We start from the raw sequence: 18110 nt of genomic DNA on the forward strand, positions 1-18110 counted from the left end.
CGACCCCGACGGCCCGCAAGGCGGCGTGATCCACGCCACCGTCACCGACCCGCTCCAGAACGCCACGAAGTACGTGCTGGACGCCTACGGCCGCCCCGAGCAGATCACCAACGCCAAGCAGGAGACCTCCCGCCTGCAATGGGACCCCGACCACAACGTCACCGACCTGATCGAGGCCAGCGGGCAGCCCAACCAGGCGGTCACCAGCTGGACGTATGACCAGAAGACCGGCTACCCGCTGACGATCAAGGATGCCGAGGCCAACAAGAACGGCACCAACCCCACGGTGCTGGACTATTACCGCGGCCTGGGCGGCTACGTCGCCGACCTGAAGACCAAGACCAGCCCGAAAGGCAACACCTGGGCCTTCAGCTACGACACCCTCGGCAACCTCAAGACCGTCACCGACCCGCTCGGCGTTCCCACACCGGACGCGACCGACTACACCACCTTCTACGAGTACGACCCCGTCGGCCAGCTGACCAAGGTCATCGACGCCAACGACAACCCCACCACGTTCACCGACTACCACCCGACCGGCTACCCGGAGAAGATCACCGACGCCTACACCAACGTCACCACCACCGGCTACGACGTACGCGGCAACGTGCTGTCGGTGACCGACGCGCTGGGCAAAACCACCAGCCAGACCTACGACATCTTCAAACGCCCGCTGGAATCCAAGGTCCCCAAGGACCAGAACGCCTCCCCACCGGTGTTCATCACCACGCCCGCCCCGGTCTACGACCGCAACGACAACATCACCACGACCACCGCCCCCAACGGCGCCGTCGCCACCGCCACCTACGACAAAGCCGACCAACTGCTCGCATCGATCCTGCCCAAGGACACCGAGACCGGGCCCGAACGCAAGGCCACCTTCACCTGGGACCTGGCAGGCAACCTCAAAACCCAGACCGAACCCAAGGGCAACCTGACCGGCGCCAGCGCGGCCCACTACACCACCACCTACACCTACGACCCGATCTACCAGCTGACCGACGTCCTCAACACCGACGTCGCCAACGGCAACCGCCAGAACAAGATCTCCTACGAGTACGACAACGTCGGCAACACCATCAAGGCCATCGACCCGCGCAAGAACGCCACCACCGACACCGCCGACTACACCGCGTTCTACACCTACGACCTCAACCACCGCGTCAAGACCGTCAAGGACGCCGCGGGCTTCGAGACGTCCACCGAGTATGACCTGGACGGGCTCGTCGTCGGCCAGACCGACCAGGACAACAACAAGACGATCACCGCCTACAACGCACGCGGCGACGTCACCGAAACCAAGGTGCCGCATTCGGAGACCGGCGGCGTCATCAAGTACGTCACCACCCAATTCGCCTACGACGAGGTCGGCAACAAGACCAAGACCATCACGCCCCGCGGGGTGGAACGCGGCGGCGACCTAGTCGACTTCGTCGCCGAAACGAAATACGACAAGCTCAACCGCCCGATCGAGGAGATCTACCCCTACGACCGGTCCGACCCGGTCTACAACACCCCCGACAAGGTCCTCTACACCTACGACCCTGTCTCCCGGCTCAAGACGATCTCCCACCCGCCCTCGCACGGCCAGACCATCCGCAACATCTCGACGATGACCTACTGGGACAACGGCTGGTCCAAGACCACCACCGACCCATGGGACATCAAGACCACCTACGACTACAACGAGCTCGGCCTGCAAACCAACCGCACCGTCACCAGCGCGGGCGGCTCCTCCCAGCGGGCACTGGACTGGACGTACTACCCCGACGGCAAACTCAAGACCCACTCCGACAACGGCGTCCCCCTCGGCCTCGACGTCGTCCTCAACGACAACTCCGACACCGGCCAGGTGAGTACGACCGGCACCTGGACCTTGGGTTCGGGGAGCAGCTCGGCCTCGAACATCGTCGGCCCGCAGGTGGCAGCGGCCGAGGGCTTCGTCGGCTACGACTACGCCACCGCCCCCGCCGGCACCGGCCAGTCGTCGTTCACCTGGAACCTGACCACCCCCCACGGACGGCACCTACAAGGTTCAGGTGCAGTACCCGACCGGCGCCACGGCCACCAACGCCAGATACAGCGTCAAGCACCAGGGCGGCGAGGCCGGCGTCACCGTCGACCAGACCCAGAATGCCGGCACCTGGGTCGAGCTGGGCAGCTACACCTTGACCGCCGGCACCGCGCACAGCGTCACCCTCACCGACGCGGCTAACGGCACGGTGGCGGCGGATGCGGTCAAGCTGGTCCGCGATACCACCGGCGAGACGGACGCCGAGAAGAAGGACTTCGCCTACACCTACGACCCCAACGCCAACCTCACGAAGATCGAGGACAGGTCCCCCACCGCGAAGATCGACGTGTGGGACGTCGCCTACACCAACCTCAACCAGATCGACACGATCAAGGAGTTCCTCAACGGCGCGCTGAAGAACACCACCAGCTACGCCTACAACGAAAACAGCGCCGTCACCACCCGCACCCACGACAAGACCATCGCCACCTACGGCTACGACGTCCGCGACCTGGTCAACGAGGTCGTCAACAAGAAGTCGGCCACCGACACTGCGCCGAAGACCACCCGCTACACCCACACCCCCCGCGCCGAACGCCTGACCGAAACGAAGGCCAACGGCAACGCCGTCACCTACGACTACTTCCTGTCCGGTGTCCTGCGCCACTCCCTCGAGAAGAAGCCCAACGCCACCGTCGTCTCTGAGCACACCATCGGCTACCAAGGCAACCTGCACCGCTCAAGCGACCACGCAAAGATCCAGAACGCCGACAACCCCGGCGCCTACCTCGACCACACCTACGCCTACACCTACGACCCCCGCGACCGCATCGCCAAGACCGTCAAAACCCCGACCGGCGGCGGGACGGCGGAGACCGAGACCTACTCCCACGACGCCAACAGCAACGTCTGGGAAGAGGAAGTCCTCGGCAAGAAGACCACCTTCACCTACGACCGCAACCGCCTGATGACCTCCATCAGCGGCGGCCAGACCAGCACCTACACCTACGACCCCTACGGCCGGCTGCGCACCATCCAGGGCGGCGGCAAGACGCTGGAGAAGTACACCTACGACGGCTTCGACCACGTCACCAAGCACGAAAAGCTCGGCGGCGACGGCATCACCAACACCGTCACCACCTACACCTACGACCCGCTCGACAGGACGTCGTCGAAGACCGAGAAGGAAGGCACCGCTTCAGCCAAGACCACCACCTACTCCTACCTCGGCCTGTCCGGCGAGGTCCTGGACGAAGAGGTGGCCGGCAAACTCACCAAGTCCTTCCAATATTCGCCGTGGGGCGAGAGGCTGTCCCAGACCAAGGTCAAGGCCGACAACACCGAGGAATCCTCCTACTACGGCTACAACCCGCACACCGACGTCGAACAGATCACCAGCGAGACGGGCGACACCCGCGCCACCTACGGATACACCGCCTACGGCAAGAACGACGACAAACTCTTCACCGGCGTCGACAAACCCGACCCCGTCGACCCCACCGCCAAGGAGGAGTACAACCCCTACCGCTTCAACGCCAAGCGCTGGGACAACTCCACCGGCATGTACGACATGGGGTTCCGCAACTACAACCCCAGCCTCAATCGCTTCCTCAACCTCGACACCTACAACGGCGCCCTGGCAGATCTGGGTCTCGGCCTCGACCCGTGGAGTGCTAACCGCTACGCGTTTACCGGCGGCAACCCCATCACAAATATCGAACTCGACGGCCATCGCGTCGATACCGGCAATGCCGAGTCAGACAGAGCGTTTTTCCAGACGCATCACGCCAGCGGTCAGCGGAAGTCAGACACATTCATTGCTCTCGAGAAAAATCGACAAGCCAAATACGACCGATGGAGCCGTGAGCAAACAACTGCTGCCGCGTCCCGCAGAAGAGGTATCGAAAAGCAACAAGCCATAGATGATACTAGTGCGCGCTTTTTCCAGGACCCACTGGACGCCGAGATAGAAGCAGCGGGGGAGCGAGCCGACGAGGTCTGTGGCGACTGGGGATGCGATGATGGGGGCGGGGGAGTAAAGCCACGGAGTCGAAAAGGCAAAACGCACGACGACGATGACGGAGAATCAATCACATTCTACACAGTGCAGGGAGAGAAGGACGAGTCACGACTGCGTAGCAGCGGCGGAGAGCCATGGCCCACCGAGCCGAATAAGGCGCACTTTGGGCCCGGCGTCTATGCGTGGGGCAGCAAGGAGGATGCGGAAAGATATCTCGCTCTACTGTCGAGAAGGTACAAGGGTTTGCGAATCGTAAGCTTTTCCTTCAGAAGGTCTCTATTCATAAAGCTCAAAAAGGCGCGCCTAAGCCCGGACAACGAAGAGGAGTTCGTGGCAAAATACAGCAGCCTATACGGCGAGGGCCTGCCCCACGATTACGATTACATATCCCGGGGGACCGGGATGGGCCAAACGGAACACTTCTTCTCCTCGCGCATTTATGGCCTGCTGAAGTGGCATTAGGGGGCTTCGCGCTCACGGAAAGCACGCCCTCGATCTAGCCAAGTACGCCATATAGCACAAGCGACAAAGATCATCGGAGTGTCCGCATGCTTAAGGTGTGCGGACACTTCTTTTTGATCGGGATATAATAAAGTAGATAGTCTAGCCCAAGATAGAGGCGAGCAGACATGCGAACAGTTACGTATATGGTTCTAAAAGCTTCATGGGCCGTTCGGGTTACACTCACGGGGTACAGTGTTCCCCTAAAATTCCATGCCGGATCCGCGTCACATGTAATTGGGCATACCTGGCTTTCGTATGAATCCGCTTCGGACGAGCTGGGGCAAGAAGAGATTGCCGAAATAAGAAAGGCCATAATGATTTCGACCCCCAGGCTTGAATATGCCACAAAAGGCATGAGTGTCGTTATTGTAGTAACGCAAATTTCCTACAATTACACGGATTTCCAGAAAGAAGGAATATGTGCCGCTATGTATTCATGGCTGAATGAGGAGTTTTGTCTGAACTTGCCAGATATCCCCGTATCATACAATAGAGGCGATTGCCGCTATGAATTTTCCTGGCCCAGTATCGAATAAGAATCCCGGCCCCTAAATCGTGTTCCGCCAGAAGCTCAATCGGCCGATACGACCGTTAAGCCCTCGATTCTTCATAGCTGTCAAAGGCAAACGAAGGGAAACGAGAAGTGGCCGCTACCCCCACAAGGACATTCTGCTTACTGAGATAAGTGGTTCGACCAGACCCTGGCTCAGACCTCGCCCGATGTGCTGCGACGAGATGGTCATGCGGATGGCGCAGATGATGGGCGCCGATCGTGCAGCGCTGTGGCGCCAGCCACGGCGGGGTGTCGGAAATGCGGTCCACTCGCGTAACGGCTACCACCGACGGGAGTGGGACACCCGTACGGGCACGGTGGAGGCGGCGATCCCAAAGCTGCGGACCTGTTCGTAATACCCTGAGTGGGTGCTGGAGCGGCAGCGGCGGACCGAGCGGGTCGTGGCTACTTCCTCCCCGCTGGGCGTCTCAGGCGGGTGGAGAAAGCTAGCCGAGCAGCTCAGGGTGACCCGGGCTGTCGAAGTCGCAGGTGTCGGTGATGGCGCGGGAACTGGACCAGATGGTGCCGACTTCCGAGGCCGGCCGCTGGAACGCTGGCCTGTACACATTCGTCTGGATCGACGCACTGACGCAGAAGGTGAGTGAGGGCGGTAGACGGCAAATGTGCCCACCCTGGTCGCGACCAGGGGTGAAGACTGACGGGCACCGGGACATCCTCGGTACCCGACGTCGTGTCGTCGGACGAGGGGGCGGCTGGCGGGCGTTCCTGCATGGCCTGGTCGCCCGTGGGAGTGAGGCTGGCGGTGTCGGGCTGTCATGCCGGGCGGTGCGGTGTTCGAGCAGCCCGGCGCCGAGTCCGTCCACGCCCAGCGCCGGCATGTGGTGCAGGCGCTGGAGGACAAGTATCCCAAGGCTGCGGCGCATCTGGACGAGGCCCATGACGACATCCTGGCCTTCGCCGTCTATGCAAGAAGGTGTGGCGGCAGATCTGGTCGAACAATCCGCAGTGGCAGCTGAACAAGGAGATCCGCCGCCAGACGGACGTGGGATCTTCCTTGGCCGGGACGCGATCGTCCGGTTGATGGGGGCGGTGCTGGCCGAGTAGCACGATGAGTGGACCGAGGGCCGACGTTATCTTGGGCTGGAAGTCCTCGTAGAATGTAGTGAGGCCGCCGAGTAAAGGGAAGCAGTGATATTAATGCGTCAATGTGGCGATTGATGTGAAACCTGTTTAAAATAGGGATCGGATCGCAGAGTAGTCGAATCTATACGCCATGATTTAGGCATGGCCCCTTTGGAAGCACACTGATGGAGCTGGATGAGGCTTACGAGATCGCTCGTAGGCACGCTGACGCCAAAGTCGAGCCGGGAGGGTCGGCAGTGCAGATCGTCCGCACAGAACTACGGGATGGAGGCTGGCTCTTCTTCTATACCTCAAGAAGGTATGTTGAGACCAGAAGTTTCCTGGACGCGTTGGGTGGGGACATGCCTATCCTTGTTGCAGATGGTGAGGCGAGGACGGTCCCACCGAATGAACTAGGTGGCCTTGGAGTGCCTATCCATCCAGGTGCGACTTAAAGACGAGCCTGAACCTTCGCGACTTCGTGCAAGTTGGGTTCGACAGGACAGATAGCATGGTTTGCCGGGACGTCGAGGGTCAGGGCTCTGGCGTAGTTGGTGTTTCTGCGTGATTGTCCGATTCCCTTGGCGGGATCTGTACGAGTGGTACGCAGGCAGGCACGATCTTCGCGATCATGAGTTTTGTCTACGCCTTCTGATCGTGAGAGAAGTCTGTGCCTGCCTGCTTATCATCGCCGATGTCGATCTGTTCACCATCGCCGTATGGGTATGGAACGGCGAGGTCGAGGGCGTCCACCCGAACTGACGAGGTAACTATGATCGATGTTCAGGTGCGCACGGAGAGTGGCGAAATCGTGCTGCACGGATCCTGCAGTATGGATTGGATAGCGACGCTCCAGCACATAGATGAAGACAAGTTTCCGTTCTTGGGTAGCTTGCTGCCCTATGCGGACACAATGTTCAATTCGCGACAGGCCGAAAGGCTGCGTAAGGAAATCGCCAACCAGTCCGTCCGCGAGATTCTCGGGGAAGATTCGGTGACAGAGATCGAACGACTCTGTTTGGAGGTGGAAAGTAGATCACACCTCTATCTGTGGTTTCTGGGTGACTAGAACGTAGTTGCTGCGCTGTTTGGGGCAGCAAAAATGAAGCCCCGCCGGCTGTCCTGGCGGGGCTTCTGCGTGAGGTGACGGCAATCGTCCGCGCAGTCGTGCCACGCCCGCACGGACGCCACCCGCCTGGCGAGTTGCACGATCGCCGCCGTCACCCAGCCAGCCACCGCCACCAGCTTCGCCATCGCGCAGTAGCGAGTCCAGCTTGCCAGCATACGGCTGGGGCACGGTCAGGCCGTTGAGCCAGGACTGGCCGCCGGAGCCGAAGAGGTCGGTGCACCGGGTGGCGATACCGCGCTTGGCCAGCAACGCGTGGACCTGATCCTTGCAACTGGTCCGCAGTCGCACCAGCTTGATCCTGTAGCGGGGGAGTTCACGGAGCTGGCGAACCGGCTCGGGCGTGATCCATGCCTCCCGCAGGCGGCCTATCCGCAGCAGATCCGCCAGATCCGCCGCATCCCGGCTCGTCGGTCTTGACGCACCGGTAGGAGAACGCCCTGACCCGGAGCGGGTGAGCCAGGTGCACCTCGGTACCGGCCTGCTGGAGGGTGTCGTGGCCTAGTACCCGCCGTACGTTGCCTCCAGGACGACTTTCAGGTTCATTCCGGCCCGGCCGATCGCCGTCCGTAGTGCTTCGGGACTTTTATCGATCCGGTCGATCCACAGCCAGCGGCCATCCACGGTCATCGATACCAGGACGCTGCGGTGGCGGTGCCGGTCCATTCCGACGATCTGTTGTCCGTCGTACCCTGTCTCCATCAGTGGCCTCCTCTGTCCGTGGGACGGGTGGTGAGACCCCGAGTGCCCGTCTGCGGACCGGGAATCGTCACGGGGAGCGGAGGCCCTGCTCCTTCATCGCATCACGTCTCATCTCACGTACGGCTTTGCGTGACGGCACATGCAACATCCCGGTCGTGGGATGATCTTGATGTTACATCGTGCGAGGCGTCGCACGGCGAAGTCGTGGCCTTGCTCAGAGCATTGAAAGGCGGCTGGACGCGCTGGACGGAGAACGACCAGCTCGCCAAGCCGCGCGAGCAGAACGCTGCGCTTCAGGAGGGTAACGCCGAGCTGCGGCGTCATTTAAGAAACCTCTCAGCACGTTCCGACGGGCGGATGATGATCTCAGGCGCCCAACTGCTGATCGAGGTACGCGCGGAACTCTCGCACGTGTACGGTCCTCTCGTACGGCTTCAATCGCTTGTCGAACTGCTGGATGCTCTCGACGAGACGTGACGAAGCCAGCTCACAGGCCACGGGGATAACCGTCCGCACACTTTGAATCGCCTGCTCCAACTCCCCTTTGCCCAGGTAGGCGTGGGCGGCGGCGAGGCGGTTGAGTTGGGCAGTTCGAGGACGCGCCACGGCGAACTCTCGAGTCACATGCTCTGCGTCGTCGGCTGCTCGATCGTGCCGACCGAGCAGGTGCCAGGTGGCGCCGAGCTCCGCACGCAGCTCGGGCTCCTCGTACTTCGCGATCCAGGGCGGATCGCGATCAGCCCGGCCCTGGCCATAAGCATGCTCCGCCTCGCCGAGCAGCTTTTCGATCTGCTTGGCACTGTGCGTGTCGCCGGTCTCGGCGGGGTGCGTCCGCAGGGCCGTACTCCATGCCTCCCTGACCAGCATGAACGCCATGACGCGAGGTGACGCCCCTGCGCGCCGCGCACTCTCAACGGCCGCGCGGCCGAGCAAGGCCGCGTATTCGGGCTGCTCAAGATGGATCGCTTGGCGAGTCATAGCCGTCAGCACGCGTGCTCCCGCCAGGGGATCATTCGCAATCTTGCACAGCTTGAGCGCCTGCCCGTAGTAATGCTGGGCCTGCCCATGGTTGCCCACATCGAACGATGTCCAGCCCACAAAGGAGATCATCCCGGCGGCTGCCGCCAGCAATTCGGCGCCTACCTTGTCGTCATAGGAGCCACGCAGCATCGGCGCGACCGTAGTGTTCAGGTAGTCGACCACAGCCGGCCGGGCCACCCGGCTGCCATAGAGGTGGTCGACCTGGCTGAACGTCCGCCAGGTCTCGTTGATTCGCCTGACGTCGGACATCCCTACCGCACGTCCTGCCCCCTGGGAAGCCGCCGACCCAACGGCAGGACCGTAACTCCATGCGGACAACCAGCCGTCCAGAGCAGCCGGAACGAAGGGCAGGGCCGCCAGCAAATGGCGTCGTTCGAGATCCAACTCGCCCCTCCAGAGCATCTCGGCCATCTTCACCGTAGGCAGCACGGACATGTCGTTGAAGTCCGGCAGCGGAAACACCTCCGTTCCGGCCGGTTCCGCGCACACCAGCCACTGCTCGACCTCCTTCCCGCTCACCCCGAACACCTGGGCGATCCGCGCCCGATATACCGGGCGAACGTCCTGCGTACCGCGTTCCCACCGGCTCAGCGTGGTCGGTGTGACCAGGAGCGCCTCCGCGGCCTCCTCCTGCGTCATGCCCAGCCGCTTACGGGCCCTGACCAGCTCCGGCCGCCCTCCGCCCTCTCCCACGGCCCCTCCACACGTGCCCAGTGCCCTAAAGGACTCTCATTGTCGACGTGTATGCCAAACTCCGGCCCGCTGCCAGCGAAAACGACCAGAAAACGACCACCGGAGCCCGCGGTGGTCTCAGCCAGGGCAAACGCCGGTCCAGAGATCTATCGCACCCGGGCCGCTCTGCCGTTTCCTTCTTCTGCAATGACCGCACGCACAACTCAAGACTCCCCGCGAAGGACCCGGTGCCCCACATGAACAATTACGCCGAAACACCTGCCCTCCTGCTCGTTCCCCGCCGACGCGAGCAGGAGCCATCCCGCGCGGTTCAGCGCGAACTCGTGGATGCCATGATCGAGCTGGAACCCGGCGGGATGACCTGGCGGCGCACCTTCGCCGGTGCCCCAGATCAGATTCCCCAGGCCCGCCACTTCACCCGATATCTCCTGGCCGACGATCCCTGCCAAGACGACGCCGAGCTGATCATCTCTGAACTCGCCGCCAATGCCCTCAAGCACACCAGCAGCGGGTTGCCTCGCGGCACCTTCATCGCGGAGATCACCCGCACCACCAGTGCGGTCACTCTCGCGGTCTACGACTGCGGCTGGGGCGGCGTCCCCCGCCTCGGCCTGCCTCACCGGATCGGCGCAGAGGAAGGGCGCGGCCTGGCCTTGGTCAGTGCGATCGCCGACAGCGTCGGGTACGAAGGCGACGAGGAGGTGGGCCACAAAGTCTGGGCCACGATCCAGACCCGCTCCGGCGCGTAACACGCAGACAGCGGAAGCCGGCCATTTCCCGGCAGCTCCGCGAGCGCCCGCCACCAACGCCAAGTACACGGTCAAGCACCAGGGCGGCGAGGCAGGCGTCACCGTCGACCAGACCCAGAACGCCGGCACCTGGGTCGAGCTGGGCAGCTACACCTTCACCACCGGCACCGCGCACAGCGTCACCCTCACCGACAACGCCAACGGCACGGTGGCGGCCGATGCGGTCAAGCTGGTCCGCGACACCACCGGCGAGACGGACACCGAGAAGAAGGACTTCACCTACACCTACGACCCCAACGCCAACCTCACGAAGATCGAGGACAGGTCCCCCACCGCGAAGATCGACGTGTGGGACGTCTCCTATACCAACCTGAACCAGATCGACACGATCAAGGAGTTCCTCAACGGCGCGCTGAAGAACACCACCACCTACGCCTACAACGAAAACAGCGCCGTCACCCAGCGTACCCACGACAAGACCCTGGCCACCTACCGCTACGACGTCCGTGACCCGGTCGACGAGGTGGTCAACAAGAAGTCCGCCACCGACACCGCGCCGAAGACCACCCGCTACACCCACACCCCCCGCGCCGAACGCCTGACCGAAACGAAGGCCAACGGCAACACCGTCACCTACGACTACTTCCTGTCCGGCGTCCTACGCCACTCCCTCGAAAAGAAGTCCAACGCGACCGTCGTGGCCGAGCACACCATCGGCTACCAGGGCAACCTGCACCGCTCAAGCGACCACACCAAGATCCAGAACGCCGACAACCCCGGCGCTTACCTGGAGAACGATTACGCCTACACCTACGACCCCCGCGACCGCATCGCCAAAACGGTGAAGACCCCGACAGGCGGTGGCCCGGTCGAGACCGAGACCTACTCCCACGACGCCAACAGCAATGTCTGGGAACAGGAGGTCCTCGCCGCCGGGTCACGATGCAGGTCCGCGGCCGTCGCGGGCGCAAGGGCAACCGCGAGTGGGAACTGCGTAACCGGCTGACCCGCTCGGCGGCGCGGATGCATGGCTGCCAACTCGATCCGATGGTGGATGACCTGCTTGCCCTGCCCAAGAAGATCGGGCGCCCGATCCTGGCCGCGTGGAACGCCAAGGAAGACCTCCTTGATCTGCTCACATTGGCCCGCACCCACCCCGACCGGTCCGTCATCGCCGACCGACTGTTTCGCTTCTACGATCGGTGCGCCGCCTCCGGCCTGCCCGAACTCGAACGGCTGGCCACCACCGTGGAGACCTGGTGGCCCGAGATCCCTGCGTTCTTGCGGACCGGAATCACCAACGCGGGTTCCGAAGGCACCAACCGGGTCATCAAAACCGTGGCCCGCGACGCCTACGGCTTCCGCAACCCCGAAAGCCAGCGGCTACGCACCCGCTGCGCCACCACCAGGAGAAGCCGCGGATGCCTCAACCCCGCTTAACTTCGATGAGCCGCATAACCCTGCCCTGAATCGCCCCCAAGAGCCAAAACGTCACGTTGTCGAAGACCAACCCGTGCTACCAAGGTTGCAAGCCTAAGGTCTGCGTCGGGTACGGATGTCCGAACGAGGGAACGTCGTTCAAGGCAAGCACATCGGAGGGGCCCTCTCTATTCGATGCGGCGAAGAACGGCTACATGACGTGGTTCTACGAGCGACGATGTGGCGCGCGGCGTCGCCAAACTCGCCGCGCCCTTCGGATCGGAAGCCGGCGCTACGGCCCTCATGAACGAGGCCGCCGGCCTGCAGGCCCTGACAAAATTCAATGGTGGGACGACGGCCATCATAAGGATTTTCAACACGGCGACTGGACAGTACAGGAAGTTGTACGCCAGTGCCGGCAAGGCGAAAATGCCCCACCAGTGGAAAGGCCGGGTCAGTTCAGACGACTTCGCTCCCGCCGCGAGAGGTCAGCATGCCGAAGAGGCGTTGGCTTCCAAGCTCAAGAGCCTGGGTGACGATTGGAAGGTCATCGAAGGAGGCGTCAACAGGAACGTGTGCAAGGGGAAATGCGAGCCGCTCATGAACATCTGGGGCGTCCTGCTCGGCGGGCCGAAATTTCCCTGGCGCATGACAACACGCACTGGACCGAAGACAGAGTACCGCCTATTCTGGCGTGTGCAATAGCGCGCTAGTCTCGCTTGAAAGCGTCAGCCGTGCGGGCTTGCCCGCACGGCTGACGCTCCGCAGAGGAGTACAGTAGACTAGCGTAGTCAAATGGCGGCGATTTGGTGGCAACAAGACCACGTCGGATAGCCAGCATGGCGCACAACCGAAGGGATAAGAGGTGCCCAAGCCTCATTACCGCTAATTATGGACCAGATCGATCAGGCAAGTGAACAAGCACTCAACCTCTCTGATTGGCGCCTCGGATTGTTCGCCTGCTTCTGCGTCTACCGGATATCTCCGCTCATTGAAATGCTCGGCGAGCAAGAGACGAAGCAGGTAGTAATCGACACGTTGACCCGCCTCGAAACGGGGGATGGGCGACTCGACGACCATGAGGCTACCAGGTTGCTCAACCGCCTCCGAAACGTCGAAGAGTACGAAGCTGATGATCCATCCGACTCCAGTTTCTGGGTCAATTACGCCTTGGCGGCCGTGGAGCACGCAATCGTCGCGACTCAACCAGCGACAACTCAGGAGGGAGCCGAGTCCCTCATCACCGTCATTTTCGATCTCCTGCCCGAAGTCAACCTCAGCGTGGACCCCGACGTCGAGGAACTGGACGCCGTAGACATGCCCCTCGTACGTGGCGAACTGCAGGCTCAGGAGCAGACGATCCGCCTGTTGACATCCCATGACCTGCCCTCTGCTGCTCTGGTGGAGCGGCTTCGAACCCTCTCAGAGCCGTACGCAGCGGAGTTGAGAGCCAAACTGCCACGTTGGGTCCTCATCGAGGGGTGGCGCTGATCATCGAGGCGCGACTCCCGAGAACGGAGATAGCCCTATACAGGCCAAGTCCACACGCTTAGCCATACCCGGTCGGCGCGTTGGACAGCACCGCAGTCGCGGTGTGCACAGGTGCACACCGCACGGTGTCTCCATTACCTCACCATCCGTCGTCCACTAATGGCCTGCCGGCCGCGCCTCGTCGCGCCCCTATGCTCACAATCGGCTCTCCGGTGAGTCCTGCGGGCCCGCCCACGCTGCTGAACCGGCTCAAGGCCCTGCCCTGGCGCGAGGCCATCCTCAACGACCGCACCGACGAGACCGGAAACGGCCGCCCCGAGATCCGCCGCATGAAGATCTGCACCGTCCGACCGGGACGGCCCTTCCCGCACGCCACCCAGGCGATCCAGGTCAAACGCCTGCCGCACCGACCACCGCACCGACAAGCGTCCTCGCGGTAGGTGACGTCGCGGATGTGGTGTAGGGCTTCGATGCTCCAGTGCCCGCGGATCAGGGCGGCGAGCTGGGCGTGGATGATCCGTCCGGGTGCGAGGCTGGTGACGGCGTAGATCGTCACGATGGTGCCTTCGTGTTCTCGCTACCTGCCGCCAACGTGTCAACTACGATCACTCACTCGAGTTGACATGCGATCTCACCGTATGGCTTGATCTAATAGTTTTCGTACTAGTGACCGAGTGGAGAGAGTCCTTGCCGTCGCTATCACACCTAGACGTCGCTACGACATCGATCAGACCGCCAGCCTCCCGATTAACCCACCGCCTACTCACTCTCGGTAGCGCGTTGATCGTCGCGACCGGCCTCGTTACAGCCCAAGCCCCCGCTGCCTTGGCCGTGGACACCATGACCGACCTCGGCGTTGCCTGGGGTGGCGCGGACATCGCGGTAGGCGGCGGCAAAGTCTTCGTCTCCGCGAACGATCGGATCGTCGTCACAGATACTCAGGGCACTGTCAAGGACACGTTGACCGGACTGCCCAGACCATCAGGGCTCGCGATCAAGGGTGACGGCACCTCGCTGTATGTGGCGCTCAGCAGCGCCAACCAGATCGCCGAGATCGATACCCAGACTCTGGAAGTCACCCGGCGGATCGACCTGACCGCCTATCCATGTCCGCAGAGCCTGACGCTGGCCGGTAATCGGCTGTGGGTTGGTCATGGCTGTAACGACGACTGGAAGGGCGGCGTCGTCGGGCTCGACGTATCGGCGACAGCTCCGGAGCCAGCCCGGATCCCGATCACTCTGTACCGTGCTCCCCTGGTCATTGCGGCAGGGAATACGCTGGTCGTCGGCGAGAGGGGTGTCAGCTCGGCAGACTTGCTCGTCTATGACGCGCCCAGCACCACCGCCACCTTGCGTGGCGCCGTCGACGGCTCCACGTACGCCCTCAATAACTTGCAGGACCTCTCGATTACGCCCGATGGCGCGATGGTTGTTTCAGCCTTCGGTTCTCCCCACCGGTTCGAGGGCTGGGACACCACCAGTCTGACGCGGGTTCGGACGTACGGCGGAGAGTCGACGTGGCAGGCCGGCGCGACCGCCGTGGCGGTGAGCCCAGACGGTGCCCATGTCGTCGGCGGTTGGACCTACCCCACTTCCGACGCCAAGCGCATCGCTCTGTATGACGCGGCGACGGCGGAAAGGACGTACACGAACGACACCGCGATCGGTGAAGTGCTCCCGGGCAGCCTTGCCTTCTCCGGCGACGACGTCTTCGGCGTGATCGAGCAGCGGGACACCCATCAGCTCCACCTGTGGCGGATGGAAGCAACGACCCTTTCCCCCTCCACGCTCGCCTTGTCGGGTCCATCCACAGCGCAAGTACTCGAACCGCTCACCCTGACCGGCAGGCTGACCATGGGCGCCTCCGACACGGGCGCGCAACTCATCGCCGTGACCCGCCGACTGCCCGATGGCACCACCGCAACGCTCGCGGGTGTGACGACCGAGGCAGACGGTACGTTCACCGTCACCGACACCCCACCAATCGACGGCACGATCAGGTATGACGTGACCTGGGAGGGCAATACGAAGTTCCGCTGGAGTACGACCTCGGTGACGGTCAGGGTGGTCAAGCGTCTGTCCTCGCTCACCCTGAAGGCTCCGCTTGATGTCTTGGCGCTCGAACCGCTCACCATGACCGGACAGCTCACGCTGTCGGACGGGTCCGCTCCAGGTGCTCAGCCCTTGGTGGCGATCCGCTACCTGTCCGATGGGACCAGCCAGATTCTCCCCAGTGTGACAACCAAGACGGACGGCACGTTCACCATCACCGACACCCCACCGGGTAGCGGAAGCGGGCTCGCCGTCAAGGCCATACCTCCAACTCCCGGAAACGTCAGGTACGACGTGCATTGGGAGGGCAACGCGAAGTTCTGGGGGAGCACGGCCACACAGACGGTTCGGATCATCAAGCGGAACGTGACGCTGACCTTGTCCGGACCGACGAGAGGGAACGTAGGCAAGCAACTCCAGTTGAGCGGAACGCTGGATGCCGGTGGTCAGCTTCCTGCAGCGGGCTCCACGCTTAAGGTGCTCCGGACCGTCACCAACCGCAATGGAACTTTCACGACCACACTGCCGTCAGTAACCTTCGCCGGCGACGGATCATTCACCTTCGCCGACACCCCGTCGGAGGGCGGGGACTACACGTACACGGTCAGGTGGGCCGGGGACTGGGCTTTCCTCCCGGCCGAGGCAAGCCATCAGATCCCGGTTCGGGGCGGAGTCGAATAGCTCACACTCGAATGATCAAGGCCATCGGCGAGCCGGTCGGCTGATCAGCCGACCGGCTCGCCGATGGCGCCGTGTCAGGGCACACATCGAAGATCATCCAGATATGCGAGGGCACTGACTAGGTCCCCACCAAGCTGTATTGCTGCCCGCATCGAGGGGGTCGATCTGCAAGGTTGGCGATCAGGGCAATCCGTAATCTCCAGATCGGGGCACCTCATCTAGCTGACCGCTCATTTAATCCGAGCGCGCAGCGGTCAGGCATCTCATGGGACTAGACACGATCTAGTGTCCTTCGCCCGGGCCCGACGACGAGGTGTGCAAGGTCCTTTACGAGCTGCATGACCTCGGCTCCCGCCACGACCGCCACGCCGCCCTGATGACGTCCCTGTGGGATCGGGAGAAGCTGCTCTTCGAGTCGATCGTGGTGGCCGGGATCGCCTCCGGCGATTTTCACCCCCGCAGGTCTCCGGGCGAGCTGGCGGCCTCGTTCCTGGCCATGGAGGACGGGCTTGGCCTGCACATCGTCAGCCAAAACGCCTCCCTGTCCGTCCCGATGGCGCTCGATCTGCTCGTCTCGTTCGCCTCGGCGGAGCTGGGCTTGGATCTGCCCCGCCCCGCGCTGCGATGACCGGTCATGGTCGCATCAGGGACGGCCCAGCGCGCGATACTCCCAGCCCGCCGAACGCCAGACGTCCGCGTCGAGCGCGTGACGGCCGTCCACGATCCGGGTGCGCCGGACCACCTGTGCCAGCACCGTGGGGTCGATCTGGCGGAACTCGGCCCACTCGGTGAGCAGAACCACGACGTCCGCGTCCCTGGCCACGTCCATCGCGCTCGTGCCGTACCTGAGTTCCGGATACATGCGGCGGGCGTTGTCCAGCGCGGCCGGGTCGTACACCCGGACGGTGGCGCCCAGCCCGTGCATGGTCCTCGCCACGTCCAGAGCCGGCGCGTCCCTGATGTCGTCGGAGTTGGGCTTGAAGGCCGCGCCCAGGCAGGCGATGCGCGCGCCGTCGAGACGGCCGCCGAGCAGTTCCCTTACCAGGTCGATGGTCCGGGAACGGCGGCGCCGGTTGATCGCGTCGACCTCGCGGAGGAACGACACAGCCTGTCCGACGCCGATCTCCTCCGCCCGGTGTGCGAAGGCGCGGATGTCCTTGGGCAGGCAGCCGCCGCCGAAGCCCAGACCCGGCTGGAGGAACCGGCCACCGATCCGGTCGTCGTAAGCGAGGGCCTGGGCCAGGTCGCGGACGTCGGCTCCGGTGGCCTCGCAGACCTCCGCCATCGCGTTGATGTACGAGATCTTGGTGGCCAGAAAGGAGTTGGCGGCCATCTTGACCAGCTCGGCGGTGGCCAGGTCGGTGACCACAGTCGGGGTGCCGAGGTCGAGAATCGGCTGGAACGCCGCGGTCAGCCGCTCGCGTGCCCAGTCGGAGGCGACGCCGAAGACCAGCCGGTCGGGACGGAGCGTGTCATCGACCGCGAAGCCTTCCCGCAGGAACTCCGGATTCCAGGCCAGCTCCACCTCCTCCCCGGCGGGGGCCAGTTCGCGCAGGAGGCCGAGCAGGTGGGAGGCGGTGCCGACGGGCACGGTGGACTTGCCGGCCACCAGACAGTGGCGGGTCAGGTGCGGAGCCAGGCCGCGCACGGCTGCCTCGACGTAGCTGAGGTCGCAGGCGTCCAGACCGGGCTGCTGCGGGGTGCCCACGCAGATGAAGTGGATGTCTCCGTGCTCGGCCGCCTCCGCGTAGGAGGTGGTGAAGCGGAGCCGGCCCGACTCCAGGGTCTTGGCCAGCAGCTCGGGCAGGCCCGGCTCGAAGAACGGCACCTCTCCCGACCGCAGTTTCTGGATCTTGCGGTCGTCCACGTCGAGGCCGACCACGTCATAGCCCAGCGAGGCCATGCAGATGGCGTGCGTCGCCCCGAGATAGCCGGTCCCGATCACGGTCAGCCGGGGGAGTTCGGCCTGGCTCATATCGGTG

Annotated in this window: 15 protein-coding genes and 3 pseudogenes; 14 read left to right on the forward strand and 4 right to left on the reverse strand. The window is 63.3% G+C overall.

Annotation, left to right across the window (positions count from 1 at the left end; genetic code table 11):
• Window positions 1-2039: 2039 nt before the first annotated feature.
• From ACTWQA_RS43905 to ACTWQA_RS43930, 6 genes and pseudogenes are all read left to right on the forward strand, one after another.
• Window positions 2040-4496 (forward strand): RHS repeat domain-containing protein, encoded by a 2457-nt coding sequence (locus ACTWQA_RS43905; protein WP_443164813.1) that lies wholly within the window; start codon window positions 2040-2042, stop codon window positions 4494-4496.
• A gap of 801 nt (window positions 4497-5297) precedes the next feature.
• Window positions 5298-5447 carry a transposase gene (locus ACTWQA_RS43910; RefSeq protein WP_443164878.1) on the forward strand — a complete coding sequence of 50 codons (150 nt, stop codon included), beginning with the start codon at window positions 5298-5300 and terminating at the stop codon, window positions 5445-5447.
• Window positions 5448-5610: 163 nt separating this feature from the next.
• A pseudogene (locus tag ACTWQA_RS43915) lies at window positions 5611-5784 on the forward strand (hypothetical protein); the annotation flags it as partial.
• 95 nt (window positions 5785-5879) lie between these two features.
• A pseudogene (locus ACTWQA_RS43920) lies at window positions 5880-6231 on the forward strand (transposase); the annotation flags it as partial.
• 128 nt (window positions 6232-6359) lie between these two features.
• On the forward strand, window positions 6360-6629 hold the full coding sequence (locus ACTWQA_RS43925; protein ID WP_443164814.1) for a YrhB domain-containing protein: 270 nt from the start codon (window positions 6360-6362) through the stop codon (window positions 6627-6629).
• 317 nt (window positions 6630-6946) lie between these two features.
• Window positions 6947-7243, forward strand: a complete 297-nt coding sequence (locus ACTWQA_RS43930; protein ID WP_443164815.1) for a hypothetical protein — start codon at window positions 6947-6949, stop codon at window positions 7241-7243.
• Here the strand turns inward: ACTWQA_RS43930 and ACTWQA_RS43935 are convergent.
• From ACTWQA_RS43935 to ACTWQA_RS43945, 3 genes and pseudogenes are all read right to left on the reverse strand, one after another.
• A pseudogene (locus ACTWQA_RS43935) lies at window positions 7211-7693 on the reverse strand (hypothetical protein); the annotation flags it as partial. The gene ACTWQA_RS43930 and the pseudogene ACTWQA_RS43935 overlap by 33 nt on opposite strands.
• A 108-nt stretch (window positions 7694-7801) precedes the next feature.
• The gene (locus ACTWQA_RS43940) at window positions 7802-8002 is read right to left on the reverse strand and encodes a hypothetical protein (protein WP_443164816.1); all 201 of its coding nucleotides are present in this window, start codon (window positions 8000-8002) and stop codon (window positions 7802-7804) included.
• Between the two features lie 366 nt (window positions 8003-8368).
• A complete protein-coding gene (locus ACTWQA_RS43945) occupies window positions 8369-9736 on the reverse strand; it encodes a helix-turn-helix transcriptional regulator (protein ID WP_443164817.1) in 1368 nt (455 codons plus the stop codon).
• 47 nt (window positions 9737-9783) lie between these two features.
• Between ACTWQA_RS43945 and ACTWQA_RS43950 the strand changes: the two genes are divergently transcribed.
• The 8 genes from ACTWQA_RS43950 (at window position 9784) to ACTWQA_RS43985 (ending at window position 16756) form a co-directional block, all read left to right on the forward strand.
• Window positions 9784-10485 (forward strand): ATP-binding protein, encoded by a 702-nt coding sequence (locus ACTWQA_RS43950; RefSeq protein ID WP_443164818.1) that lies wholly within the window; start codon window positions 9784-9786, stop codon window positions 10483-10485.
• Entirely contained in the window at window positions 10397-11491 is a 1095-nt protein-coding gene (locus ACTWQA_RS43955; RefSeq protein WP_443164819.1) for a golvesin C-terminal-like domain-containing protein, read from the forward strand. Before ACTWQA_RS43950 ends, ACTWQA_RS43955 begins: the two co-directional genes overlap by 89 nt.
• Window positions 11492-11532: 41 nt before the next feature.
• A complete protein-coding gene (locus ACTWQA_RS43960) occupies window positions 11533-11925 on the forward strand; it encodes a transposase (RefSeq protein ID WP_443164820.1) in 393 nt (130 codons plus the stop codon).
• 219 nt (window positions 11926-12144) lie between these two features.
• On the forward strand, window positions 12145-12609 hold the full coding sequence (locus ACTWQA_RS43965) for a hypothetical protein (RefSeq protein ID WP_443164821.1): 465 nt from the start codon (window positions 12145-12147) through the stop codon (window positions 12607-12609).
• Window positions 12610-12795: 186 nt separating this feature from the next.
• On the forward strand, window positions 12796-13395 hold the full coding sequence (locus ACTWQA_RS43970; RefSeq protein WP_443164822.1) for a hypothetical protein: 600 nt from the start codon (window positions 12796-12798) through the stop codon (window positions 13393-13395).
• Between the two features lie 212 nt (window positions 13396-13607).
• Window positions 13608-13835: a hypothetical protein gene (locus ACTWQA_RS43975; protein WP_443164823.1), complete on the forward strand. Its 228-nt coding sequence runs from the start codon at window positions 13608-13610 to the stop codon at window positions 13833-13835.
• Window positions 13836-14175: 340 nt separating this feature from the next.
• Window positions 14176-16128 carry a hypothetical protein gene (locus tag ACTWQA_RS43980; RefSeq protein ID WP_443164824.1) on the forward strand — a complete coding sequence of 651 codons (1953 nt, stop codon included), beginning with the start codon at window positions 14176-14178 and terminating at the stop codon, window positions 16126-16128.
• 313 nt (window positions 16129-16441) lie between these two features.
• Complete coding sequence (locus tag ACTWQA_RS43985; RefSeq protein WP_443164825.1) at window positions 16442-16756, forward strand: hypothetical protein; 315 nt, start codon at window positions 16442-16444, stop codon at window positions 16754-16756.
• A gap of 15 nt (window positions 16757-16771) precedes the next feature.
• On the opposite strand, the gene ACTWQA_RS43990 is transcribed toward ACTWQA_RS43985, so the two are convergent.
• Window positions 16772-18103: a UDP-glucose dehydrogenase family protein gene (locus ACTWQA_RS43990; protein WP_443164826.1), complete on the reverse strand. Its 1332-nt coding sequence runs from the start codon at window positions 18101-18103 to the stop codon at window positions 16772-16774.
• Window positions 18104-18110: the final 7 nt, after the last annotated feature.

The sequence above is a fragment of the Nonomuraea sp. 10N515B genome (assembly GCF_052245915.1).
Lineage (GTDB): Bacteria > Actinomycetota > Actinomycetes > Streptosporangiales > Streptosporangiaceae > Nonomuraea.

What these genes read in the sequence shown, in the direction of transcription:
- ACTWQA_RS43930 (WP_443164815.1), top strand. Translation starts at nt 6,947, where the DNA reads ATGATCGATGTTCAGGTGCGCACGGAGAGTGGCGAAATCGTGCTGCAC.
- ACTWQA_RS43990 (WP_443164826.1), bottom strand. Translation starts at nt 18,103, where the DNA reads ATGAGCCAGGCCGAACTCCCCCGGCTGACCGTGATCGGGACCGGCTAT.
- ACTWQA_RS43925 (WP_443164814.1), top strand. Translation starts at nt 6,360, where the DNA reads ATGGAGCTGGATGAGGCTTACGAGATCGCTCGTAGGCACGCTGACGCC.
- ACTWQA_RS43960 (WP_443164820.1), top strand. Translation starts at nt 11,533, where the DNA reads ATGGTGGATGACCTGCTTGCCCTGCCCAAGAAGATCGGGCGCCCGATC.
- ACTWQA_RS43910 (WP_443164878.1), top strand. Translation starts at nt 5,298, where the DNA reads ATGGGCGCCGATCGTGCAGCGCTGTGGCGCCAGCCACGGCGGGGTGTC.
- ACTWQA_RS43940 (WP_443164816.1), bottom strand. Translation starts at nt 8,002, where the DNA reads ATGGAGACAGGGTACGACGGACAACAGATCGTCGGAATGGACCGGCAC.
- ACTWQA_RS43970 (WP_443164822.1), top strand. Translation starts at nt 12,796, where the DNA reads ATGGACCAGATCGATCAGGCAAGTGAACAAGCACTCAACCTCTCTGAT.